The organism is Embleya scabrispora DSM 41855 (assembly GCF_000372745.1).
GTDB lineage: Bacteria > Actinomycetota > Actinomycetes > Streptomycetales > Streptomycetaceae > Embleya > Embleya scabrispora.
Map to the genome: position 1 here is coordinate 180907 of NZ_KB889607.1, position 22028 is coordinate 202934.

Sequence of the window (22028 nt, forward strand, 5' to 3'; positions counted from 1 at the left end):
GCGGCGTTCATGCTCGTCGAGCGGGCCGTCAAGCAGTACGGACACGACATCGGTCAGGCGGGACACCGAAAGAACCCTCGGTATCCCGCCTGACCTTTTGCGCGTCAGCGCTGTACGCCGAGGCCGTCGAGGACGATTCCCACGACCCGGTCGACAGCTTCACCCTCGTCGGGTGTCGCCACGTGGCTGAGGGCTCGGACCAGCATGAACACTTCGCGAACTGTGGCGTCCGGGCGAGCGGCCCCGGCGGCCTGGGCGCGTTCGAGAACCAGGCGGACAGCATCGCGGAAGCCTTCGACCGCCGCGTCGACCGGCCGGCTGAACCCGCCGTCGGTGGGCAGCAGATCCATGAGGGTCATTTTGGTGGCGCCGGTCGACACCAGGGTGGCCATCAACGTTGCGAACGCCTTGCCGGGATCGGTCTCACCGGCACTTTCCGAGGTAGCGCACGGCGGTGGCCTCGCCCCTACAGTGCCCTCTCGACAGCTCCACATCACAGTGGGGCTCGGGGACGCCGCGCACATTGTTCCTCCGATGAGCGCGCAGGGAATGAACCTGGCGCTGCACGACGCGGAGGTGTTCGCGAAGGCCGTAACGCACCACCAGACCGAGGGGCACGATTCGAGCCTGCTCGACGGCTACTCGTCGACATGCCTTCGTCACGTGTGGAACTACCAGGCATTCGCAGCGTGGTTCACCGACCTGATGCACAACGCCGGAGACGCCTCGTATCAAGGTGAGTTCCGTCGCCGGATCGCACGGGCGGAACTGGAGCGTCTGTTCGAGTCCGACTCGGCGAACCGTCTGTTCAGCGAGTTCATCACCGGGCTGAACCAGGCCGCTTCATGTGGGTACGGCCGGCGATGCGGGGTCGGCGATCAAGGTGGAGGGGATGCCGGCGTGCGTGGCGAAGCAAGTCTCAAGACCGATCAGGAATCGAGAAGCCCGGCCGCCGCGCAGCCCCTAGCGTGATGGTCATGGCGACCACCACTTCCACCGCAGCCAACACGTCCCTCGCATCCGTCACCCTCGAGGTGGCCGACCTCGAAGCCGCTCGCCGCTTCTACAGCGCCTTCGGCGTGGACGCGTACATCCGCCTGCGGGCGTCCGAGGCGCACTCCACCGGATTCCGCGGCTTCACTCTGGCGCTCACGGTGTCCGGACCGGCCACCGTCGACGGCTTCGTCGGCGCCGCCGTGGACGCCGGCGCCACGGTGCTGAAGCCCGCCGCGAAGTCGCTGTGGGGCTACGGCGGGGTCGTCCAGGCCCCGGACGGGACGATCTGGAAGATCGCGACCTCGGCGAAGAAGGACACCGGCCCCGCCACCCGCGAGATCGACGAGGTCGTCCTGCTGCTCGGCGTCGAGAGCGTGAAGGCCACCAGGCAGTTCTACGTCGACCGGAGCCTGACCGTGGCCAAGAGCTTCGGTGGCAAGTACGCCGAGTTCGCCCCCGGTCAGTCCAGCCCCGTCAAGCTGGCGCTGTACAAGCGCCGTGCCCTTGCCAAGGACCTCGGCGTCCCCGCCGACGGCACCGGCTCGCACCGCATCGTCCTCGGCGGCGCCGCCGACGCCTTCACCGATCCGGACGGGTTCGCCTGGGAGGCTGCCGCGTCGCTCGCCCCCACGCCGTCCTGACTCCCGGCCCACTCCCGCGGCGCGGCAGCGACCGAATCGGCCGGCAGCGTCTCGTCTTCGGGGGTTGCCTGCATCGGTCACATTCCTCCATCCGGTCCTGACATACCGATCGACCGGCGAACACGCGCCGACATGACAGCCGGGCCCTGGCCGGATGTCCGGCACGCATACATCCACAGTGCAAGAAGTAAGGCATGAAAGCGCACGTCAGCTCCATCCTCCTCGGTGTCCGGGACATGGACCGGGCCAAGCGGTTCTACACCGAGGGGCTCGGCTGGAAGATCAAGAACGACTACGGCATCTCGGTGTTCTTCGACTCGGACGGCGCCTCGCCGGTCCGCTTCTACGCTCGCGAGGGTCTGGCCGGCCAGGTGGACACGGACCCGGAAGGCAGCGGCTTCAGCGGGCTGGTTCTGACCTACGTCGTCCGCAGTGAGGCACAGGTCGAGGAGATCATGGCGGAGGCCGAGAAGGCCGGCGCCACGACCCTCAAGCCCGCCGGTGCTCTGCCGTGGGGCGGGTACGGCGGCACCTTCGCCGACCCGGAAGGCTATGTCTGGAGTCTCGGCTACAGCGCCTCGGGATCCGACCAGCCCTACGCCGAGTAGCCGCGATCTCTTGCCTCACGGTCCGGGACGGCGCGGTGCATGCCGCAGCCGTCCCGGACCCGGCGATGAGTCGCGACGGAATGCCGTCTCCACGGAGCGCCGTCTGCGGCCGAGAGACCGGAACGCGCGTCAGCCCGCGATGGGTGGGTCGACCAGGCTGATCCACCAGGTGGCGCGGCCCGAGGTGTGGCCGATCATCGCCTCCGCGAGGGCGCGGCGTGCGGTGAGGGGCGTGCGGCGCCAGTCGGGGAAGCGCCACATCCAGCGACGGACCTCGCCGAGATTGTGGCCCTCACCCAGCAACGCCGCACCAAGGTAGCCGACCTCCGCCCAGCGTGGGCCCAGCGCCACCTGCCCCCAGTCCACGACGGAGAGTCGGCCGTCGGGCCGGATGATCATGTTGGCCGAGGTCAGATCGGTGTGCAGGAGGCGGTTGCCGCACAGCGGGCTGATCCGGGCGGGCGGGAGGTGCTCCCGGAGGCGGGCGACGAGCGTGGGCAACCCGGCGCTGCGACCCGGTTGAATACGCCCGATGCGGTCCATGACCCCGACCACCTGGGCCATGTCGGGCGAGCCGAGACACAGCCGAACCGGCCGGCCCTCGACATGCTCGAACACCATGACCCGCCACCCGTCGACCGCCCCGTGGTGCAACAGGCGCGGAGACAGGATGCCGGTAACGGTGCTCGCCGCGATCTCGCTGGTCTGCGCGCGGGCGGAAAGCGGTGCGGTGGCCTCCTCGGCGGCTTTGACGAACACGAGGCCGGTGGGGGTGGTGACGATCGCGGCGAAGGAACTGGTGTGGGGTCCGGCCACGGATGCGACCTCCAGGGCGGACCCGACGGCCTTTTCCACGAACTCGGTTACCTGGTGGGGCAGTTCCCGCCACACGTAACGCCTGGTCACATCGCCTCCCGAACCGACTCGCAGCCGAACGCGATCGGCACCGAAAGCGGCGCCTCCACCGCACACCCGAACTGATCAACGCGCCGCAACTCCCGGACAACCCGGACGAGTTCCGTGTCCAAGTCGACCTCAACCAGATGACCGACCGGGCACAGATAGGGCGACCTCCCAGCCGGATGCGGCTGCACCACGGCAACCCGCTCCGAAGCCGGAGGAAGCGCAATCACCGTCCCCTCCGGCAGATCCGCATGCCCGTCAACGTGCCGAACACGCGAACCGAGACGGATCGCCGGATATTCTTGAATCTCCATCACTGCCTCACAGTGGATAGATGGAGACAGCGGCCGGGCTCACGCCTGGAATCGAGACGCCCGGCCGCTGCCGGTTGAAATGGCGGCAACATGGCCGCCGCACGGCCTGATCACCAACCCTCGGCGAGACTTGGTTTCAAGGTCGCCGTAGTGGCGAGGTGGTGTGGTGTGCCCTTGACGCTAACCGCCCCTGGTTCCGGACACTCGGGCCGGCGACCGACGGGCCCACACGATCGTGTGTCCGCATCGGCGTGCCGCTCCCATGCGCGTGCTCAGGGCACGAACGATGACCAGCCCTCGACCGGACTCAGCCGAATCCGAAGCCGGGCGCGAGGGTTCTCGCCGCCAACTGCGGTCCGGGGAACGGTTCACGACGGCAACCACTAGTTCTTTCGATGCCGATTCGATCACTAGGACAACGATCCGACGGCACGCGGTGTGGGTGATCGCGTTGGTCACGAGTTCACTGACCACAAGCGTCGCCCAATCGCACACCTCAACAGAGGCGCCCCAGGCAGTAAGGACGTTGCCGACAACTCGGCGTGCCACGGCAACCCCCTCAGGCTCCGACCCAATCGTCAGCAACACCAATGGCGAAGCATGCCGAACGTGGAGGCCGAGGCTGGGGCGTCGTATCCGTGGAGCAGTGTCGGAAGGAGCGGAACCGGCCGGCAAAAAGGGCAGGCAAAGCATGCGAACTCCGCATCGGGGTCGTCGCAATCGCAGGGCAGCCGTACTCGAAGCGAACACTCGCCTTGACCAGCTGGGCGGGATTCGTTCCGTGATCCATTGATTCCACAGAGGTACTGCTACGCGCAAGCAGAACCACGAAAGATGTAATTTTGCACGCCAAGATGCAGAAACCATCCCAGGGGCGCTCTCGGCCCGGTAGCGTCCGGCCGTCGGGCGCTGGGCAGCCCGGCATCGTCGACGCCGAACTCCAGCCGGCACCTGAGAGGAACTCCCATGAGTGCACCCACTGTCCGTAGGCGCCGTCTCGGCAAGGTTCTGCGTGGCCTGCGCGAGGCTGCGGACATGACCCTGGAGGACGTCGAACGATCCACTGGGTTCACCACGGCGAAGCTCAGCCGAATCGAAACCGCGCGCGTCGCAACGAAACCAGTCGATGTCGAGCAACTCCTGCGCTGTTACTCCTTGGAGGACGAGGGCATGGCACAGGCGTTGACCGCACTGGCCCGTGAAGGCAGCAAGCGGGGCTGGTGGGAGCCCTACCGCGATGTCCTGTCGGCCGTCTACGCGGACTTGATCAGTCTCGAAGCGGATGCCTCCGAGTGGCGCGCGTACTACCCGCTACTCGTCCCGGGTTTGCTCCAGACGCCCGCATACGCAAGAGCAATGATCGGCGCGATCAACATGACCTCGCCCCAGGCCACGGTCAATCGCCTCGTGGAAGTGCGTATGGGTCGTCAGTCCGTCCTCACCCGAGACACGCCGCTCGAAGTTTGGGCCGTGGTACCAGAGGCCGCACTTCGCATGAAACTTCCGGAGCCGATCATGCGCGACCAGTGCCAACGTCTCCTGGATCTGAGTGAACTTCCCAACATCAACGTGCAGTTGATGCCCCTCGATGCGACACCTCATCCGGGCGTCAGCGGAGGATTCGCAATGCTGGCGTTCCCGGAACAGCAGGACATGGACGTGGTTTTGCTGGAAAACCTGACGACCAGCCTCTACATCGAAGAAGACGTGGATCCGTACCGGGGTGCATTCTCACGCCTCCAGGCGGCAGCCCTACCCTTCGAAGAGTCCCTGCAACGCATCAGCAATCTCAAGGAAGGCCACAAGTGATCCATTCTCACGCTGCCGCTACCCCACGCTGGCGGAAATCCACCCACAGCGGAGGCAACAGCGAATGTGTCGAGGCGGCCGGGCTGATAGGCCGGGTCGGAGTCCGAGACACCAAAGACCACACCATCGAGCACATTGCGATACCCGCCGGATCGTGGAAGACCCTGGTAGACAGCATCCAGGGTCGCTGACCCGGGTGCACGAGTGTCGGCCGGTCCACGTGGATCGACCGACACCTTCTCAACGTGTCCGCGCAAACGTCACCTGTCCGTACGACGCACTTGCAGCCAATGCACGCCCGAAGCACCGGGTCCGGTGGGTAACTTCGCCGTTTGCGAGCCGCCTATCGCACCGAGCGCGGTATCGGCTCACCGCATCGCCTCACCGGATCCCCATTGATGTCGTCGAAGCCGACGAACTCACCGGTCTGCACGCGCTCGGCCGCTGCCTCGTCGGCGGCGCGGGCCGCCGGGCCGATCGCCCAGCCCGGGGACATGCGACGTTCGAGTTGGTCCAAGGGTGTGTTCCACACATCGGCCATGAAGTCGGCCACCTCATGAGACCGCACAGACCGGCCGAGGCGCAGGCGGCATCGGCCGAACAGCGCGTCCGCCGCCGCCGGGAGCCCGGCGGGTGTACCGGTGCGCCGCGTTGTGGCGGGCTGCATGTTCACGACGACGTCACGAACTCGCGCCCCGCATCGCGGTCGGCGCTCTTGTCCGGTCAGCGCGGACGACGGCGCGGTATTCGGCCGGGAGGACGTTCCGGTGAGGGCACGGACTCGGCCGGCCGCCGGAGGCAATGCCTTAGTTGATTTCGCCGGTCCGATCGGACCGCCAGGGTGGCGATCGGCGACGGCGGCGGCCCTCCCCCGGCCGTATCGACGGGGTGCGCCGCCGCGCGAGGGTGGCGGGGCCGGGCCGGTAGCGGCCGCGGAAACCACCCGCCTTCAGGACGTCGCCCATGCTCAAGAACGCCCTTCGTACCCTCGCCGCGCAGCGGACGCGCCTGGCCCTGACCGTGCTCGCGATCGTCTTCGGCGTCGCGTTCGTGGCCGGCGTGCTCACCCTCAAGGACAGCATCACCGAAGCCTCCGCGTCGGCTGCGGCCGACGACTTCGCGGGTGTTGCCGTCGGCGTTCGGGCCGACCCCGAGCGGGACACGCCCGACCGGCCCGCGCTGGACGCTCGGCTGGTGGATCGGCTTCGTGCGTTGCCCGGCGCCGAGGACGTACGCGGCTCGGTCTCCGGGCCCGCCGTCGTGGTCGACCGGGCCGGGCACCTGGTCGGCCGGGTCGAGGAGGCGGTGGGTACGAACCACGCGCCCGGGCCGGACGGTGCCGATCCGCTGTACCGGGTGACCTCGGGTCGCGCGCCGACCGCCGCGGGTGAGGTCGCCCTCGACGACGCGGGCGCCCGCTCGGCCGGCTACCGGGTCGGCGACCGGCTGCGCGTGGTCGCCGGCGGCGGCACCCTGGACGCCACCCTGGTCGGCACCGTGCACGCCGACGACGCCCGGATTCGGCTCGGCGCCACCCTCACCCTGTTCGACACCGCCACCGCGCAGCGCCTGTTCGCCGCCCCCGGCGCCTACGACCTGATCACCGTCTCCACCCCGCCGACGACGCCCGGCGCCGCCCTGACCCAGGCCGTCCGCGCCCTGGTGCCCCCGGGCGCCGAGACGGTCAGCGGCGCCCAACTCACCAGCGAACGCCGCGACCTGGCCGCCGCCGGCACCGCCGGGCTGGCCACCGGGCTGCTCGTGTTCGCCGGTATCGCGCTGTTCGTCGGCACGTTCATCATCACCAACACCTTCACGATGCTCATCGGCCGGCGCACCCGCGAACTCGCGCTGCTGCGTGCGGTCGGCGCCACCCGTGGCCAGGTCACCCGCTCGGTGCGCTTCGAGGCGCTGGCCACCGGCCTGGTCGGCGCACTGCTCGGCCTCCTCCTGGGCATCGCGCTGGCCGCCGGGCTGCTCGTCCTGCTGCGCGGCACCGACGCCGAACCGCCGCGCGGCCCGCTGGTGGTGCGGCCCGGCACGGTCCTGTGGTCGCTCGTCGTGGGCGTGGGCGTCACCGTCGCCGCCGCGTGGCTGCCCACCCGCAAGGTGGCCCGGATTCCCCCGATGGCCGCGCTGCGGGCCGACCAGCCAGGCCCGGCCGGGCTGCTGCGGCGCAATCTGATCGGCCTGGTCCTGATCGGGCTGGGCGTGGGCGGCGGATACGCGACCGTGCGGACCGCGCCCACCGGCGACGCCGAGCCGGTGCTGATCGTGGTGTGCGGGGTGGTGGCCGTGACCGGTGTGCTGATGCTGATCCCACTGCTGTCCGTGGCCGTCATCGGCACGCTCGCCCGCCCGCTCACCCGGGTGTTCGGCGTGACCGGCCGGCTTGCGACCCGCAACGCGCTGCGCGATCCGCGCCGCACCGCCGCGACCGCGTCGGCCCTGATGATCGGCCTGTTCCTGGTCACCGGGCTGACCGTGATCGGCGCGTCGCTGCGGGACAGCCTGGACCACGCGGCGGCTCGTGGGCTGACCGCCGACTACGCGGTGTCCACCACGCTGCGCGACCCGATCGCGCCCGCGACGGTGGAGCGGATCAGCCGCCTTCCGCATGTCGCCGCCGCGAGTGTGTACCGCACGGCCACCGCGGAGATCGCCGGCGGCGAACGCGAACTGGCCGCCCTGGACCCGGTCGCGGGCCCTCGGGTGATGCGGTTCGACTTCGTCGAGGGCGGCCCCGAGGCGCTGGGCACCGACCTGTTCGTGGAGCGGATCGAGGCCGAGGCGCGCGGACTGAAGGTCGGCTCGACCGTGGCCGTGACATTCCCCGACGGAGTCGCGGGCACGTTGCGCGTCGGCGGTATCTACCGGGCCAACCCGATCATGCTCCCCTACCTGGTCTCCACCCGCACGCTCGACCCGCACCTGGAACGCCCGGTCGGCCGACAGGTGTTCGTCCGAGCCGCACCGGGCGAGGTCAAGGCCCTGCACGACACCCTGATCGACGCGTTCGGAGCCGACCCGGCCCTGCGGGTGCAGTCCAAGAACGAGTTGCGCCAGGGTCTGGCGGCCGGCATCGACCTGCTCCTGAACATCGTCTACGGCCTGCTCGGCATGGCCGTCCTGATCGCGGTCATCGGCATCGTCAACACGCTCGCGATGTCCGTGCTCGAACGCACCCGCGAAATCGGGCTGTTGCGCGCGATCGGCCTGGACGCCCGCCGGGTGCGCGACCTGATCCGTCTGGAGGCGGCGCTGATCTCGCTGTTCGGGGCCCTGCTCGGGGTCGGTCTGGGCGTCGCGGTGGGCGTACTGGCGGTGCGCGGCATCGACCTGGGCAACGTGTCGCTCGGCGCGACGATCCCCTGGCTGCGGATCGCCCTGTTCGTGCTCGGCGCGATCGGCGTCGGAGTGCTCGCGGCGGCCTGGCCGGCTCGGCGGGCGGCGCGCATGTCGGTGCTCGGCGCACTCGGTACCGACTGAAATGCGGCAAGGCGGCCGGCTCGCGGTCATGCTGCCCGGCGACTGGCCGGACGGGTGGACCGCGGCCGGTACCTTGGCGCACGTGCAGAACGTGCGTCGTCCACCCTCCGCCTCGATCCCCCGCGCCGTCGTGTTCGACGTCGTGCTCGCGGCATCGGTCGCCGGCCTGGCCGGCCTGCTGCGTGCGCTCGGCCCGTTCGACGGCGACAGGTGGCAGACACCCCCGCATGTGCCGTGGTGGGGGGTGCTCGTCCAGGTCGTTGCCGGCCTGGTCCTGGTGCTGCGGCGGCGCCGGCCGCTCGTCTCGGCCGGCATCGTGTTCGCCCTCTCGCTCGGCGACCCGGTCCTGGCCGGACCCTTCTCGGTGTACGCGCTCGGCGCGTACGCCCCGACCCGGCGCGCGGGCTGGGCGCTCGCCGCCGGGCTCGCGCTGACCATGTGCGAACCGTGGCGGGCACAGTCGGGCTCGGACCTGTTCGTCGCGTTCCTCGCCGTCGGCACCCCGCTGCTGCTCGGGATGTACCTGGCCTCCCGCCGGGGTCTGCTGCTCGCGTTGGCCGAGCGTGCCGAGCGGGTCGAGCGCGAACAGGTCGAACGCGACCGGCAGGCGCGCGTCGAGGAACGTCGCCGGTTGGCGGGCGAGATGCACGACATGATCACCCACCGGGTGTCGCTGATGGTGCTCCAGGCGGGTGCCCTGCGCACGATCGCCGAACGCGAGAACGTGCGCTCGGCCGCCGAGGAGTTGCGCCTGACGGGCTGTCAGGCGCTGGCCGAGCTACGCGAGTTGGTGGCGGTACTGCGAGACCCGGACGACCCTGCGCCGACCGGCGCGAGCGTGCGCGGCGGCGGGCCGACCGGGCTGGACGTATCCGATCTGATCGCCGACTCGCGGGCGGCCGGCGTGCCCATCGAGTCGACCGTGACCGGCGCCCCGGCCACAACCGACGCGCCCGCCGCTGTACGTACGGTGCGTCGTGTCGTGCAGGAGGCGCTCACCAACGTGCACAAGCACGCGCCCGGCGCACACGTCGAGGTGGCGATCCGGCACGAGCCCTCGGGCATCGGCGTCACCGTCACGAACACCGCTGGAGCACGGCCCCCGGACGTCGACCTCGGCAACGGCGGTACCGGTCTGCTCGGCCTGCGCGAACGCGTCGAACTCCTGGGCGGCCGACTGCGCGCCGGGCCCGACGAGGCCGGCGGCTTCGTCGTGGACGCACTCGTCCCGATCGCCACGCCCGTCACCACCCACCGCGACCTCGACGAAGGTGCAGCATGATCCGACTCCTGCTCGTGGACGACGAACGTATGGTCTGCGCGCACCTGCGCACGATCCTCGGCGGTGCCCCGGACATCGAGATCGTCGGCGAGGCGTACGACGGCGCCGAGGCGCTGGAGCAGGTGGTTCGACACCACCCCGACGTGGTCCTGCTCGACCTGCACATGCCCGGCGTGGACGGGCTCTCCGCGCTGCGCCGGATGGTCCGACTCGACACACCGCCCAGGGTCGTCGTGCTGACCACGATCGACACCGACGACCACGTGCTCCGCGCGCTGCACACGGGCGCGGTCGGCTTCCTCCTCAAGGACACCCCGCCCGAGGACCTGATCGCGCTGCTGCGGGTGGCCGCCGACGGCCACACGGTGTTGTCGCCGGCCGCCGCCCGCAATCTGATCGGCGCGAGCGCGGCCCGGGACAGCGCGCGCCGGGCGGCCCGGCACACGATCCGTGATCTCAGCGACCGGGAGACCGAGATCCTGGGCTGCCTCGGCGAGGGCCTGTCCAACTCGCAGATCGCCGGCCGCCTCCACCTCACCGAAGCGACCGTCAAGGCGTATGTGTCCCGCACCCTGACCAAACTCGACTGCACCAACCGCACCCAGGCCGGCCTGATCGCCCACGACGCGGGCCTGACCGGTTGAAGCCGTCGGCTACCCGAGCCGGTCGGTGAGCCAGTCGGCGGTGTCGGGAAGCCACCCGGATTGCGCGTTGCACAGCAGGTGATCACCGTGCGCCCGCACGAGCACCTCGCCCAACGGCGCCTCGTGACCGGCGCGTTCGGCGGCAAGGACCCCGGGGGTGATGTCGTCGCCGCCCTCGACCACCCGCAGCGGCGTGCCGATACCCGAGGCGATGTCGGCCAGATCGACGCCGCGCGCGAACTCCTCGGCGGCGCCCGCGCTTCCCGTACGCACCGTGAGCGTCTCCCGCACGAACAGCGGGAGTTCGGCCCAGTCGAGGCGGTACGGGCCGCTCACCGCGACGGTGGCGACCACCCGGGGTTCGTGCGCGGCGGTCAGGATCGCGTAGAAGCCGCCCAGGCTCATCCCGACCAGGCCGACGCCGGCGGTCGTGTCGACGTCGTCGCGGGTCGCCAAGGCATCGATCACCCGGCCGACCACGTGGTGATAGTCGGCGCGCGGCGCGGTGTCCACCAGGACTCCCTGGCCGGGCCCGTCGAAGGAGAATGTCGCGACGCCGCGACGCAGCAGGGCCTCGTCGACCGCGTGGAACTCCTCCTTGCCGGAGTTGAGGCCGGGCACCACGACCACCACCCGGTCCGGCCGCGCCGTTCCGACCGGCCGGCGCAGCCATCCGGCGAACCCTTGCCCCTCGATGCGCACCGCGCCCGGGTCCAGGTAACCGAAGGCCCGTCCCATCGCCGCGTCCGCCTCCCGCGCCACCGCGACGGTGCGCGCGTGGTCGGCGAGCGGCGGGAACGTCGCGCAGTGCAGCCAGCGGGCGGCGGTACGAAACGCGTCACCCGCGGACACCCCGTGCCCGCCCGCCGCGTACCGCTCACCCGCCGCGCGGTACGTCTCGCCGACCCGTCGGAACGCGGGCAGCCAGTCGTGGAGCGTGTCGAGGCCGACGGTGACCCGGTCGTACTCGTGGGGGTCGAGTCCGCACACGATCGCCCGGGAGCGATTGCCGGCGACGAACTGCGGTACGAATGCGGGTGGTTCGAAAACGGTGGTGACGGCGGGAGAAGGTGAGGTCATGGTGACGGGTGCGCTCTCTTGCTCGGTGGGGCCGGTCGGCGGGGTCGCTCGCTCGGGCGGGTCTGCTCGGGCGGGCCCGCTCGGGCGGGTCTGCTCGGGCGGGCCCGCCCGGGCGGGGTCCGGCGTGTGCGAAGTACTCGTGGGGGAGAGGTCGGCCGGTCAGGCCACCACGTGGTCCGGGAAGAGCACACGCGCCGTGTGCCCGGTGTCCGCGTACTCGTGCACGGACGTGATCCGCCCGTCGGCCACCACGAAGATGCCGAGGCAGCGGTTGTGGTACTCGACGCCCGTGACCGTCACCGCGTCCGACGTCCACTCGGCGAACACCCGGTCGCCGTCGGCGTGTACCGACACCAGGCTGATCACCACGGTCTCCGGCCGCAGCAACGCGCCGACGTTGCCGAGGAAGTCGTCGACGATCGTGTCCCGGCCGACCCAGGTGCGGGAGATCGGGAGTTCACCCGGGTAGGTCCAGGTGGCGTCCTCGGCGAAGCTCGCCCGGATGGTCGGGAGATCGCCTTCGGCGACGGCCTCGACGTAGCGGGTGACGACGTCCTTGGCGGCGGCGGTGGTGGCGGTGCTCATCGCGTACTCCGTGGGTTGGGTCGGGTTGGTTGTCCGCCGGGCGGCCCGGATCGGTGGCGGGTCAGGAGATGGTCAGTACGGCCTTGCCGCGCACGCGGCGTTCGCGCAGGGCGGTGAGGATCGAGCCGGTTTCGGACCAGTCGGCGATCCGGTCGACCTCCGGGTGCAGCCGCTCCTCGACGACCAGGCGGACCAGCGTGGCAAGGTCGGTTGCGTAGGGGGTGTCGAAGTCCGTGTAGTGGAAGTGCCGCAGCGTGGCCGATTCGGGTCCGCCGAACAGGTCGAAGAAGTCGAGCGTGATCGGCGTACGACTGGCCTGACCGAACCAGATCAGCAGCCCGCGCCGACGCAACCGGTCGAGTGCTCTGGGCAGTTCGGTGCCTCCGGTCGATTCGAGCACGACGTCGTACGGGCCGACCGCGTCGGCGAGGTCGTGCACGACCTCGGTCGCGCCCAGTTCGACCAGTCGCCGGCCCCGCTCCGGCGACCGGGTCACCGCGGTGACCTCGGCACCGGCGCCGGCCGCGAGTTCGGTGAAGTAGTGGCCGACCCCACCCGACGCCCCGGTGAGCAGCAGCCGGCGGCCCGCGACCGGTCCTGCCGTGCGCAGCAGCCGCAGTGCGGTCAATCCGGCCAGTGGCAGCGCCGCGGCCCGGGCCGCGGGCGTCGACTCGGGGATCGGCGTGAGCGCGGACGTGGGGACCGCGACGTACTCGGCCCAGCCGCCGGACATCGGGTGCCCGACGACGCGCGTGCACACCGCGGGCCCCGACCCGTCCGCCGCCGCCTGGACCACCAGGCCCGCCACGTCCTTGCCCGGTCGGTGTCCCGGGCGCGGGCGCTCCAGCAGGAAGGTCTCGCCTCGGTTGACCGCGAACGCCTCGACCTTGACCAGCGCCTCGTCCGGACGCGAGCGCGGCTGCGGTACCTCTTCGTGGGCGACCCACGTGTCGATCGCTCCGGTCGGTGTCAACGCCTTCATTTCGGTGTGCTCCTGGATCGGGTGCTCGCGTTCTCGGGTCCGCCCGTTCGGGCTCGTCGGGCGGGCTCGTCGGGGCAGGCGCGTCGGCCGGGTGCGCCGGCGGAGTGCGTCGGCCGGGTGCGCCGCTCGGCGTCCGTGTCGGGATCAAGAAGACGTCGGCGGCCGGGTCCGGGTCCAACAACCGATCGGCGCTCCCGACAACCATCGGTTGTCGCCCATGGTGAGCGGCGCCCTATGGTGAGCGGCATGGATCTGGACCTCGCCCGGGTACGTTCCTTCGTCGCGGTGGCCGAACTGCGGCACTTCGGCCGGGCCGCCGAGCAGTTGGCGATCAGCCAGCAGGCACTGTCCAAGCGGCTGGCCCGACTGGAGGACGAACTCGGCGTCGCACTGGTGGACCGTGGCGGCAAGGGCGGCCACGGCGTGGGTCTCACCGAGGCCGGCGCCCGCTTCCTGGAGCCGGCCCGCCGGGCACTTACCGCCGCCGACCTCGCGGTCGACGCGCTTCGGGGGACGCGGCCCACATTGCGGCTGGACGTGTGGGGGCACCTGTACGCGCCGATGCGCACGCTCGCGCGGGTGATCGACGCCGCGCCGGGTCTGGACCTGGAGCCGGGCGCGGGCCGCGATCTGCCGACGGTCGCCGCCGCGATCGCCCGCGGCGATGTGGACGCGGGCTTCGGCCGGGTGCACCCGCTGCCCGCCGACGCGCCGCGCGGGTTGACCCATCGGCTGGTCCGGCTCGAACCGGTGGACGCCGTGGTCGGGGCCGACCATCCGCTCGCCGGCGCCGACGAACTGCGTCCGAGCGAACTGCGCGGCAGCGTGTTGTGGTGCCCGGCGGCGGTGGATCGGCTCGACTTCCTCAAACGATTCGCCGACGCGTTCGGGATCACCGAGTGGGCCACCGGACCCAACCTGGGGCTGGAGCACTTCGTCGACCACCTGCGAATCGACCCCACGTGCTTCGCGCTGCTGCCCGCCGACCGCCCGCTGCCCGCCGACGCCCGCGACGTGCGCTGCATCCCGCTGGTCGGGCCTACTCCGCTGTACGCGTGGTCCCTGTTGTGGAACGCGGATCGGCCGCATCCGCGGCTGGCCGACCTGCTCCGCGAGTTCGGCCGGATCGGCGCGCGCGAACGCTGGCTCGATCACGACCCGACCCGGGACTGGCTGCCGGACGCGGACCACGCCCGACTCGCGGACTGATCCCCGTTCACCACGCCGGAGCGCGTCGGCCGTACCCGCTCAGGAGACCAGGTCGCGCCAGAACGGCACGGTCACCGGCGCGGGTTCGATCCTCCCGTCGTCGAACTCGGCCGCGAGGTAGTTCGCCAGGTTCGCCCCGTACACCACGATGTCGGTCTGCGTCATGGACAACACCGGATGGTCCCACTGGCCCTCGGTGCCGGGCAGGTAGCGGTGACCGAACACCGGCACCATCGTCGGCACCCGCGCCAGGTGGTAGCGCGCCGACTTGAGCGCGTGCCGAAGCTGCGCCGGGCGCGCGTCCCACGCCGCAGGCCAGAACGCGTTGTGCTCCACGTCGTACAACACCCCCTCGCCCGGCCAGCCCAGTTGGGCCTTGAGGCCACGCGCGTTCCCGTCGCGCCAATTCGGCCAACCCTTTCCGAGCGGCAGACCGAGCGACAACAACAGACGGTGATCGGCGGCGAACCGGAAACCGAAGTGCTTTTCCACCGAATCGAACTCGTCCGCGGTCAGTCCGGGAGTAATGTCGGCGCCGGTGCACGCCAACAGCCGACGAAAATCCTGCTCGGTCGGTCGACCCGAGGGCGGTGTGGTGGTCATGGCCACCGAGCGTAGTCGGCGCCGCTCTCCGCACCGGCGCCGCCATATCCGCGTGCGGCGCGATTTTGCCCAACCCGGGCCCGCCGAGCACCTGAAAGTCGGATAGTCGGTGTTCTAGCATGAGCGCTCGATATCTGCGTGAACGGTGTTGGGATGAACGGTCGGGGGATCCGTTGATCGACGAAGTTCGGCATACCCCGTGGGCCGCCCGATGACGGTCCCGCTTCTCGCCGCCGTCGCGGCCCTCATCGCTTTGGTGGCCGCTCTGATGTGGTTCGGTTTCCGCCGCAGACCCGCCTCGATCGCGACCCGGGCCGAGACGTTGTTGACCCAGGCCGAGGCCGCGCACCGGGCGGGCCGGCTCGCCGCGGCCGAGCGCGGCTATCGACGCGTCGCGGACGCCCTGGTCAGGCCCGGCACCCCGGATACGCTCGCCGACACCCGCGGGCGCGCGCTGATCGGACTCGGCGAGGTGGCCGGCCGGCAGGGCCGCCCGGCCGACGCGATCACCGCGTTCCGCACCGCGTTCGCGCTGACCGCGCTGCCCGCCGCCGCGCTGGAGTTGACCGCCGCCGAAGCGACCCGGCGGGCCGAACCGGGGCCGCCGGACGTCGCGATCTGCGTGGAGTTGGTCACCCGCACCGACACCGACCCCGACCATGTCGCGTACGACTTCCTGGAGGCCAGGTGCGTGGTCGCCGCCGGCCTGCCGAAGAGCGAACTGGTCGCGGTCGAGGAACTCGCGGGCCGGATCGAGGCGGGCGCGCCGCGGCTGGAATGGGCGGTGTACGCCCGCGCCTGCGCGCTGCGCGACCTCGGTCGGGCGGCCGAGGCGATCGCCGCGTTCGAGCGCGCCGACCGGCTCGTGCCACGCGCGGCCACCGGCTACGAACTGGGCAGGCTGTACCGCGACGCCGGCCGTCCGGACGAGGCGCTCGCGGCGTTCGAGCGCTCGCTGACCATCGAGCCGGAGCGGCCCGAGGTGCTGTACGCGATGGCGCTGACCCACCTGCGTCGCAAGCCGGCCGACAAGGTCTCCCGAGACGCGGCGCTCGAAGCCGCCGTGGGGCTGCTCACCCGCACCTGCACACTGGCCCCGAGCCATGCGCAGGCATGGCTCGGGCTGGGCCGCGCCCAGCACGCCCTCGGCCGGGACGAGGTCGCGCTGGAGCCGCTGCGCCGGGCAGCCGACCTGTTGCCCGACCACGCGGACGTCCAGATGGAGTTCGTCACGCTCACTCTGGCCCGTGGAGAACGGGCGGCGGCCTTTCCGGTCTTGCGGCGGGTGTTGGCGAAACAACCCCGCCACCTCGCGGCCAACCTGACCCTGGGCACGCTGCACGACCAGGACGACGACTTCGCGGCGGCGGCGCCCTGCTTCGAGCGGGTGGTGGCCGCCGAACCCGACCACGAACGGGCCCGGTTCGGCCTGGGCCGCGCGCTGTTCGAGCAGGGCGACGCGGCGCGCGCGGTGGTGCACCTGGCCGAGGTCCGCGAACGCGACGCGGCGCAGCACCACCTGCTCGCCCGCGCCTACAGCGCGTCCGGCGAACTGGAGTCGGCCGACGCGGCGTTCTCGGCGGCGATCGAGGCGGGCGACGACAGCGCGCTCGCGCACCACCGACAGGCGTGCGTTCGGTTGCGGCGCGAGCGGCGGCAGGATGCCATCGCCTCGTTCTGGCGGGTGTTGGATCGGGTGGACGACGATTCGCCGTTGGCCGCCGAGGCGTTGTTGTTCCGGGGCATCGCCTATCGGGACGAGGGCGACCTGGGCGCGGCACGGGCCGACGCGGAGGCCGCGGTGGCCGCCGCGCCGGGCGATGCGCGGGCCCACTACGCGCGCGGCCGATTGGCCGTCCTGGAAGACGAATGGACGCTGGCGCAGCGCGAGTTCGAGACCGCCGTCCGGGTCGACCCGGGGTACGCGCCGGCCCGCTTCGGGCTGGGCCTGGTCCGCGAGCACGCCGGCGAGCACACCGGTGCCGCCGAGGCGTACGAGAGCGGGCTGGCGGCCCGGCCGGACTGGACACCGGGCGTGGTGCGGCTGGGCGCGGCCCGGATCGCGGCGGGCCGGTTCGCGGACGGGATCGAGGTGCTGGCGCCGGTGCGTACCGAGCCGACCGGCGCGGCGCGCTTCCATCTGGGCCTGGGTTATGCCCGATTGGGCCGGGTGGAGCGGGCGGACGAGTTGTGGGCGGCGCCGGGCGGGGTCAACGACGCGATCCGCGCACACAATGTGGCCACCGCAAGGGATCTGCTGGCCCGCGCCGCGCTCGCCGCCGGCGACCATGCGCTCGCGCGCGAGCACTGGCAGGCGTGTCGGGATGCGTTTCCCGACCACGAGGGCTACCGGGTCGCACTGGCCGAAACGCTGTTTCGCGAGGGCGCCGAGTTGTTGCGGTTCGGCCGCGATCGAGGCGCGCCGCTGACGGCCGCACGGGATCGGCTCGGCGCGGCGGTCGCGTTGGTACCGGGGGATCGGCGGATCCGGGTGCATCTGGCGATCGCGGCGCTGTACGCGGGCGAACCCGCGCTCGCCGTGCGGTTGTCGGCGGCGCTCGATCCGGTGGCCGATCCGCGGGTGGGGCACTTGGCGCCGCTGGCCCGGCTCGCGCTCGGCGCGGGCACGGTGCCACTGGGCGCACTGGTGGAGGCCGAACCGGCCGCGTGGGCGGTGCGCGGGATGCATGCTGCGCGGGGCCGCCGGTGGGGGGACGCGGCCCGGGCGTACCGGCAGGCTCTGGTGGTGCCGGGGCCGGTGGAACCGGAACCGCGCGCGGCGATGTGCGAGACGGCCGGGTGTGCGGCCGCGGCGCGGGCGGCGTGCGGGCAGTGCGGGCGGGCCTATTGCGGGGATCACGGGGTGCTGGGCGGTGGGGTCGGCGGCGGCGCCGCCGGGGGGCTTGGTGACGTCAGGGGGGTTGACGAACCCAGCGCGTTCGGTGCCTCCGGTGCCTCCGGTGCCTCCGATGCCTCCGATGCCTCCGATGCCTCCGGTGCCTCCGGTGCCTCCGGTGCCTCCGGTGCCTCCGGTGCCTCCGGTGCCTCCGGTGGCGGACTTCCGGCCCGTTGTGGTGGTTGCGTGGACTCGATGTTGGCCGCGTTGACCGCGTGCGCCCATCGGGCCGGGGCGGGCGATGCGGCGGAGGCCGAGCTGATCCGGTGGGCCCGCGGCGACGACCGCGCCTCGGCGCACCATCTGCTGGCCCTGCTGCGCGCCCAACGCGGAGACCACGACGCGGCGTTGGCGGGTCTGGAACAGGTGTTGGCCGGCCCCGGAGCGACCGACGAAGGCAGGTTGATCGCGGCTCGGGTGTACGTGCGCCGGGCCGCCGTGCACAGCGCCGACCTGGTCGCCGCGGCGGCGGACGTGGAGCGGGCCGCGCGGCTGGTGCCGGAGTTGCCGCAGGTGCGTCGGGCCCGGCCGCTGCTGCGCTCGTGGCAGGCGCTCGCGCACGCGCGTGCGGATCGGCACGACGCCTCGATCGCGATCCGGCTCGAACTGGAACGCGCGCTGCCCACCGATGTGCGCAACCTCCAGTGTCTGGCGCTCTCCGCGCTGCGCGCCGGATCCGCCGGCGACGCGGGACACACCACCGCGATGTGGCAACTGGTGTGTGGTACGTGGGCCGCGGTGCTGTACAGCCCGGGGTTCTGGATCGACCTGGAAGCGCGTACCGGGCGGGAGATCTCCGCCGAGCGGATCCAAAACGCGCGTACCGAGCAGATCGAGCGGGTGCACCGCGAGTTGCGCGAGCGCGCCGGGCACAGCGAGGGCGCGGTGGCCGCGCTGTACCGCGAACTCGCGCAGCGCTGGTCGCTGGAAGTGGCCGCGACCGAACGTGTCGCGCGCACCGAGCCGACGCCGGCCTCGATCGCCTGCGGTCCGCTGTTCCTGGCGCGGGTCACCGATCCCGAGCACGGCTCGCCGGCGGGCCGCGAACTCGCCGCCGCGGTCCTGGCCGGGGTGGATCCGCACACCGCCGAGCTGCTCGGCCCGTTGGGCCTGTATCACCACCTGATCGACGCGGGCCGATTCGACGAGGCGATCACCGGCCTGACCGCACTGGCCGGTCTGGCCGGGCCGGCCGCGACGCCCGGGGTGGCCGCGCTGCTCGCTCGGGCGCATCTGGCCCGGGCCCGGGATCTGGGCGAGCGCGGGGAATGGGCACAGGCGCTGGCGTGTCTGGAGCAGGCCGCGCCGCTCCCGGCCGATGCGACGGACCTGGCGGCCGAGGTCGGAGTCCGGGCGGCGCAGGCCGTGTTGCTCGCCGATCGGGACGAACACAGCGCAGCGGCGGAGCTGTTGCAACGCGCCTGGACGCTGGCCCCGGACGGGCCGGGCCTGCGCGAGGCGTTGGCCGAGGCGTACGCGCAACTCGCCCGGCAGGCACACGAACGCAGGCTGTACCGCGACGCGATCGCGCTGGCCCGCCGGGCACTGGAGCTGACTCCGGACGAAGAGCCGGTCCGGGCGCTGGCCGCCGGAGCGCTGCGTGGGCTGGTGATGGAGTTGTTGGCCGGCAACACCGACGCGGCCGTCGCGGAGGCGGTCCTGGCGATGCGCGAGGCGTACGCGCTCGATCCCGGTGAGGCGGGTCGGATCGGGCTCACCAACGCGCTGTTCCTGAGCGCCGAGCGGCTCGCGTTGCGCGGCGGCGCGCGCGAGCAGGCGGTGGCGGCGATGCGCGAGGCGCTGGAACTCGCGGACGCGGGCGGCGGGGAGGGGCCTTCGGCCACAGGACCTTCGGCCGTGGAATCGGAGGTCGCGGATGCACCGATCGTGGGAACGACCCTCGCGGGACCAGCAGTCCCCGAATCCTCGGTAGCGGGCTCTTCGGTCGCCGCCGAGGCGCGTCGCCGGGTGGCCGCGCTGTTGGTGGAGGCGGCGCAGGCGCGCGAGCGGGACGAGGACTTCGACCGGGCCATCGATCTCCTGGAGGAGGCCCGGCACTACGGCGACGACCCGCCCACGCGCCGGGCGTTGGCGTTCAACCACTACTACGCACGGCACTACGAGGTCGCCGAGGAGATGTTGCGTCGGGAGATCGCCGACGGCCTGGAGATCGAGTCGCTGCGCGAGGCGTGGATCGTGGTGGTCGTGGACCGGTCCTACGACCTGCTCGCCAAGGGCGGCGCCTACGAGGCGATCGAGGTGCTCATTCGGGCACTCGGGGAGTACGAGGAGCCGAGGCTGCGGGACGCGTTGGTGGCGGTGTACATGCGCGAGGAGCGCTACCAGGACGCGATCCGAACTCTGGAGGCCGTCCCGTTGACCCCCGTGAACACCGTGCTGCTGGCGCTGGCGCTGCACAACGAGGGGGTTCGGCAGGCGAACATGGGCCACAACCACACGGCGCTCGTACATCTGGAGCGCGCGAACGAATACCACCCCACAGACGGCACCCGGGAGATCCTGGACGAGATCCGAGCCCGAATCCACGGCTACTACTGATCGATCGACCGATCACCCCAACCACGCGCACCTCGGAGCACGGAACATGCCCGCATCGGAGCGATCGCCCTACGACGTCCTCGGGATCACCCCGGCGGCCACCCCGCCCGAGGTGCACGCCGCCTACGAACGGGCCCTGGCCGAGGCCGGCGGCACCGCGGCGCGCGAGGATTGCACGACGGCCTACCTGCACCTGCGCAACACCGGCCGCCGATTGGGCGCCGACATCCTGGAGTTCGCCGCGCCCGACCCGGCGACCACCGCCCGCGAAGCCTTCGCCGGCGTCGCCGACGAGCCCTTCCTGACCCCCGACGCCCCTGCCCCACCGATCGCCGGCCTGGTCGTCCTCCGCCGCACCGACTCCACCGCCGATCATCAGGAACCCCCGCCCACCAAGAGCACCTTCGCCATCCCCACCCGCTTTACCCCCACAGCCGAGGTACTGCCCCCGGTGGACATCCCCCACTGACCGACGCCCGGGGCATCACCCGAACCGAGTCGCATCCCGTCCGGGTGAAGAATCGCGGCCCAAAGGCCCGCACAAGCAGTTGCGGCAGGACCACGGTGGAACATCAGGGCCGACGAGCGCAGACGCGCGTCGTCCCGGCCGGTCGGCGTCGTTACCCGGAGCGGACGAACCGGTTTCACAGCGCGACGGTGCGAGTGACGGTGACGACGAGGACCCCGGCGCTGATCGTGTAGCGGACGAACACCCCTGAGATCGTAGTTTCCCTGCGGTCTCGATCGCTGCCGACCTGCACGGAGCCGGACCCGTAGGGGTCGCGGCCGATGGACGAGTCCACGGCGTTCTTGAAGGCCCGGACCTGCCCGGAGGACAGGGGTTTGAGGCCGTCTTCGGCCTCATTCGTATATTGCACGCGGTAGCTCATGTGATCGCGTTACCGTCCCGGTCCACGCAGTCGCTGAAGTCGCCGGCCTTGAGGCGCTCGTGCACGGCCTCATCGTCCTCCTGAGCCTCCGGAGGAAGCGCCCAGTGCAGGATGGCGTCCCGTTCGAGCCGATCGAGCGGGGTCTCGTACATGACCTTGTCGAACTCCTCGCGGCGGTCCTCGGGGAGAGCGGCCCGGATCTCGGCGAGTGTGTTCGGCAGCTCGATGCGCTCGCCACGGACGACGGTGGTTCTGGGCATGGGCAGCCTCCCGTTCACGGTGGCTTTCCAGGATGGCATCGCTCCGTTCGCGATCGACAGCCGGCGCACACGAGCGGAGCCCGCGATCCGGCGTGCGCCCCCGCAACTCCTGGAGTCGCCACAGGTCACAACCCACGCAGCCGATGCAGCATGAGCAACGCGCCCACCGCGTTCGCCGAGCGGACCTCCCCACGCGCGATCAGGTCCGGCACCTCCTTCGGCGGCGGCGCAACGGCCCCGCGCCTTCGGATCCCCCGGGGTGATCGCCCCTTAGCCTG

General features: G+C 71.6%; 21 protein-coding genes and 2 pseudogenes. 11 read left to right on the plus strand and 12 right to left on the minus strand.

What is annotated here, in order from left to right:
* Positions 1-104: 104 nt before the first annotated feature.
* A complete protein-coding gene (locus A3IC_RS66710; RefSeq protein ID WP_342666715.1) occupies positions 105-524 on the minus strand; it encodes an SbtR family transcriptional regulator in 420 nt (139 codons plus the stop codon).
* Here A3IC_RS66710 and A3IC_RS64625 point away from each other — a divergent pair.
* The 3 genes and pseudogenes from A3IC_RS64625 to A3IC_RS0111795 all read left to right on the plus strand — a co-directional run.
* Positions 505-834 (plus strand): annotated as a pseudogene (locus A3IC_RS64625) (FAD-dependent monooxygenase); the annotation flags it as partial. The gene A3IC_RS66710 and the pseudogene A3IC_RS64625 overlap by 20 nt on opposite strands.
* A 137-nt stretch (positions 835-971) precedes the next feature.
* Positions 972-1637, plus strand: coding sequence for a glyoxalase (locus tag A3IC_RS0111790; protein WP_020550255.1), 666 nt, complete (start codon positions 972-974; stop codon positions 1635-1637).
* A 194-nt stretch (positions 1638-1831) separates the two neighbouring features.
* Positions 1832-2245, plus strand: a complete 414-nt coding sequence (locus A3IC_RS0111795; protein WP_020550256.1) for a VOC family protein — start codon at positions 1832-1834, stop codon at positions 2243-2245.
* A gap of 129 nt (positions 2246-2374) precedes the next feature.
* Here A3IC_RS0111795 and A3IC_RS62170 read toward each other — a convergent pair whose 3' ends face one another.
* The 3 genes from A3IC_RS62170 to A3IC_RS64635 form a co-directional block, all read right to left on the minus strand.
* Positions 2375-3151 carry a phosphotransferase gene (locus tag A3IC_RS62170; protein WP_020550257.1) on the minus strand — a complete coding sequence of 259 codons (777 nt, stop codon included), beginning with the start codon at positions 3149-3151 and terminating at the stop codon, positions 2375-2377.
* On the minus strand, positions 3148-3465 hold the full coding sequence (locus A3IC_RS0111805) for a hypothetical protein (RefSeq protein WP_158695918.1): 318 nt from the start codon (positions 3463-3465) through the stop codon (positions 3148-3150). The genes A3IC_RS62170 and A3IC_RS0111805 overlap by 4 nt, the downstream gene beginning before the upstream one ends.
* 177 nt (positions 3466-3642) lie before the next feature.
* The gene (locus A3IC_RS64635; RefSeq protein WP_079026389.1) at positions 3643-4329 is read right to left on the minus strand and encodes an ATP-binding protein; all 687 of its coding nucleotides are present in this window, start codon (positions 4327-4329) and stop codon (positions 3643-3645) included.
* A 99-nt stretch (positions 4330-4428) separates the two neighbouring features.
* On the opposite strand from A3IC_RS64635, the gene A3IC_RS0111810 reads away from it, so the two are divergent.
* On the plus strand, positions 4429-5271 hold the full coding sequence (locus A3IC_RS0111810; RefSeq protein WP_026218157.1) for a helix-turn-helix domain-containing protein: 843 nt from the start codon (positions 4429-4431) through the stop codon (positions 5269-5271).
* Positions 5268-5462, plus strand: a complete 195-nt coding sequence (locus A3IC_RS64640) for a DUF397 domain-containing protein (protein ID WP_245599221.1) — start codon at positions 5268-5270, stop codon at positions 5460-5462. Before A3IC_RS0111810 ends, A3IC_RS64640 begins: the two co-directional genes overlap by 4 nt.
* A gap of 152 nt (positions 5463-5614) precedes the next feature.
* Here A3IC_RS64640 and A3IC_RS68540 read toward each other — a convergent pair whose 3' ends face one another.
* Positions 5615-5812 carry a hypothetical protein gene (locus tag A3IC_RS68540; RefSeq protein ID WP_158695919.1) on the minus strand — a complete coding sequence of 66 codons (198 nt, stop codon included), beginning with the start codon at positions 5810-5812 and terminating at the stop codon, positions 5615-5617.
* Positions 5813-6234: 422 nt separating this feature from the next.
* Between A3IC_RS68540 and A3IC_RS0111825 the strand changes: the two genes are divergently transcribed.
* The 3 genes from A3IC_RS0111825 to A3IC_RS0111835 are packed head-to-tail and all read left to right on the plus strand — an operon-like array spanning position 6235 to position 10686.
* The gene (locus A3IC_RS0111825) at positions 6235-8760 is read left to right on the plus strand and encodes an FtsX-like permease family protein (protein ID WP_020550262.1); all 2526 of its coding nucleotides are present in this window, start codon (positions 6235-6237) and stop codon (positions 8758-8760) included.
* A 1-nt stretch (position 8761) separates the two neighbouring features.
* On the plus strand, positions 8762-10042 hold the full coding sequence (locus tag A3IC_RS53840) for a sensor histidine kinase (RefSeq protein WP_020550263.1): 1281 nt from the start codon (positions 8762-8764) through the stop codon (positions 10040-10042).
* Positions 10039-10686: a response regulator gene (locus A3IC_RS0111835; RefSeq protein ID WP_020550264.1), complete on the plus strand. Its 648-nt coding sequence runs from the start codon at positions 10039-10041 to the stop codon at positions 10684-10686. The genes A3IC_RS53840 and A3IC_RS0111835 overlap by 4 nt, the downstream gene beginning before the upstream one ends.
* A 9-nt stretch (positions 10687-10695) precedes the next feature.
* Here the strand turns inward: A3IC_RS0111835 and A3IC_RS53845 are convergent, their stop codons facing one another.
* The 3 genes from A3IC_RS53845 to A3IC_RS0111850 form a co-directional block, all read right to left on the minus strand.
* Positions 10696-11766, minus strand: a complete 1071-nt coding sequence (locus tag A3IC_RS53845; protein WP_020550265.1) for an alpha/beta hydrolase family protein — start codon at positions 11764-11766, stop codon at positions 10696-10698.
* 159 nt (positions 11767-11925) lie between these two features.
* On the minus strand, positions 11926-12351 hold the full coding sequence (locus tag A3IC_RS0111845; protein WP_020550266.1) for a nuclear transport factor 2 family protein: 426 nt from the start codon (positions 12349-12351) through the stop codon (positions 11926-11928).
* Between the two features lie 61 nt (positions 12352-12412).
* Entirely contained in the window at positions 12413-13333 is a 921-nt protein-coding gene (locus A3IC_RS0111850; RefSeq protein ID WP_020550267.1) for a zinc-binding dehydrogenase, read from the minus strand.
* Positions 13334-13579: 246 nt separating this feature from the next.
* Between A3IC_RS0111850 and A3IC_RS0111855 the strand changes: the two genes are divergently transcribed.
* Positions 13580-14542 (plus strand): LysR family transcriptional regulator, encoded by a 963-nt coding sequence (locus A3IC_RS0111855; protein ID WP_026218159.1) that lies wholly within the window; start codon positions 13580-13582, stop codon positions 14540-14542.
* Between the two features lie 39 nt (positions 14543-14581).
* Here the strand turns inward: A3IC_RS0111855 and A3IC_RS0111860 are convergent, their stop codons facing one another.
* Positions 14582-15145: a hypothetical protein gene (locus tag A3IC_RS0111860; protein WP_020550269.1), complete on the minus strand. Its 564-nt coding sequence runs from the start codon at positions 15143-15145 to the stop codon at positions 14582-14584.
* A 211-nt stretch (positions 15146-15356) separates the two neighbouring features.
* Between A3IC_RS0111860 and A3IC_RS72490 the strand changes: the two genes are divergently transcribed.
* On the plus strand, positions 15357-20600 hold the full coding sequence (locus A3IC_RS72490; RefSeq protein ID WP_020550270.1) for a tetratricopeptide repeat protein: 5244 nt from the start codon (positions 15357-15359) through the stop codon (positions 20598-20600).
* 46 nt (positions 20601-20646) lie between these two features.
* A complete protein-coding gene (locus tag A3IC_RS53850; protein WP_020550271.1) occupies positions 20647-21069 on the plus strand; it encodes a hypothetical protein in 423 nt (140 codons plus the stop codon).
* A gap of 175 nt (positions 21070-21244) precedes the next feature.
* On the opposite strand, the gene A3IC_RS0111875 is transcribed toward A3IC_RS53850, so the two are convergent.
* The 3 genes and pseudogenes from A3IC_RS0111875 to A3IC_RS70845 form a co-directional block, all read right to left on the minus strand.
* Entirely contained in the window at positions 21245-21490 is a 246-nt protein-coding gene (locus tag A3IC_RS0111875) for a hypothetical protein (RefSeq protein WP_020550272.1), read from the minus strand.
* Positions 21487-21750 carry a hypothetical protein gene (locus A3IC_RS0111880; RefSeq protein ID WP_040876459.1) on the minus strand — a complete coding sequence of 88 codons (264 nt, stop codon included), beginning with the start codon at positions 21748-21750 and terminating at the stop codon, positions 21487-21489. The genes A3IC_RS0111875 and A3IC_RS0111880 overlap by 4 nt, the downstream gene beginning before the upstream one ends.
* Positions 21751-21875: 125 nt before the next feature.
* A pseudogene (locus A3IC_RS70845) lies at positions 21876-21974 on the minus strand (NUDIX hydrolase); the annotation flags it as partial.
* Between the last annotated feature and the right edge of the window lie 54 nt (positions 21975-22028).

What these genes read in the sequence shown, in the direction of transcription:
- A3IC_RS66710 (WP_342666715.1), bottom strand. Translation starts at nt 524, where the DNA reads ATGTGCGCGGCGTCCCCGAGCCCCACTGTGATGTGGAGCTGTCGAGAG.
- A3IC_RS0111790 (WP_020550255.1), top strand. Translation starts at nt 972, where the DNA reads ATGGTCATGGCGACCACCACTTCCACCGCAGCCAACACGTCCCTCGCA.
- A3IC_RS0111795 (WP_020550256.1), top strand. Translation starts at nt 1,832, where the DNA reads ATGAAAGCGCACGTCAGCTCCATCCTCCTCGGTGTCCGGGACATGGAC.
- A3IC_RS64635 (WP_079026389.1), bottom strand. Translation starts at nt 4,329, where the DNA reads ATGGTTTCTGCATCTTGGCGTGCAAAATTACATCTTTCGTGGTTCTGC.
- A3IC_RS0111810 (WP_026218157.1), top strand. Translation starts at nt 4,429, where the DNA reads ATGAGTGCACCCACTGTCCGTAGGCGCCGTCTCGGCAAGGTTCTGCGT.
- A3IC_RS68540 (WP_158695919.1), bottom strand. Translation starts at nt 5,812, where the DNA reads ATGGCCGATGTGTGGAACACACCCTTGGACCAACTCGAACGTCGCATG.
- A3IC_RS0111825 (WP_020550262.1), top strand. Translation starts at nt 6,235, where the DNA reads ATGCTCAAGAACGCCCTTCGTACCCTCGCCGCGCAGCGGACGCGCCTG.
- A3IC_RS53840 (WP_020550263.1), top strand. Translation starts at nt 8,762, where the DNA reads ATGCGGCAAGGCGGCCGGCTCGCGGTCATGCTGCCCGGCGACTGGCCG.
- A3IC_RS0111835 (WP_020550264.1), top strand. Translation starts at nt 10,039, where the DNA reads ATGATCCGACTCCTGCTCGTGGACGACGAACGTATGGTCTGCGCGCAC.
- A3IC_RS53845 (WP_020550265.1), bottom strand. Translation starts at nt 11,766, where the DNA reads ATGACCTCACCTTCTCCCGCCGTCACCACCGTTTTCGAACCACCCGCA.
- A3IC_RS0111845 (WP_020550266.1), bottom strand. Translation starts at nt 12,351, where the DNA reads ATGAGCACCGCCACCACCGCCGCCGCCAAGGACGTCGTCACCCGCTAC.
- A3IC_RS0111850 (WP_020550267.1), bottom strand. Translation starts at nt 13,333, where the DNA reads ATGAAGGCGTTGACACCGACCGGAGCGATCGACACGTGGGTCGCCCAC.
- A3IC_RS0111855 (WP_026218159.1), top strand. Translation starts at nt 13,580, where the DNA reads ATGGATCTGGACCTCGCCCGGGTACGTTCCTTCGTCGCGGTGGCCGAA.
- A3IC_RS0111860 (WP_020550269.1), bottom strand. Translation starts at nt 15,145, where the DNA reads ATGACCACCACACCGCCCTCGGGTCGACCGACCGAGCAGGATTTTCGT.
- A3IC_RS72490 (WP_020550270.1), top strand. Translation starts at nt 15,357, where the DNA reads ATGACGGTCCCGCTTCTCGCCGCCGTCGCGGCCCTCATCGCTTTGGTG.
- A3IC_RS53850 (WP_020550271.1), top strand. Translation starts at nt 20,647, where the DNA reads ATGCCCGCATCGGAGCGATCGCCCTACGACGTCCTCGGGATCACCCCG.
- A3IC_RS0111875 (WP_020550272.1), bottom strand. Translation starts at nt 21,490, where the DNA reads ATGAGCTACCGCGTGCAATATACGAATGAGGCCGAAGACGGCCTCAAA.
- A3IC_RS0111880 (WP_040876459.1), bottom strand. Translation starts at nt 21,750, where the DNA reads ATGCCCAGAACCACCGTCGTCCGTGGCGAGCGCATCGAGCTGCCGAAC.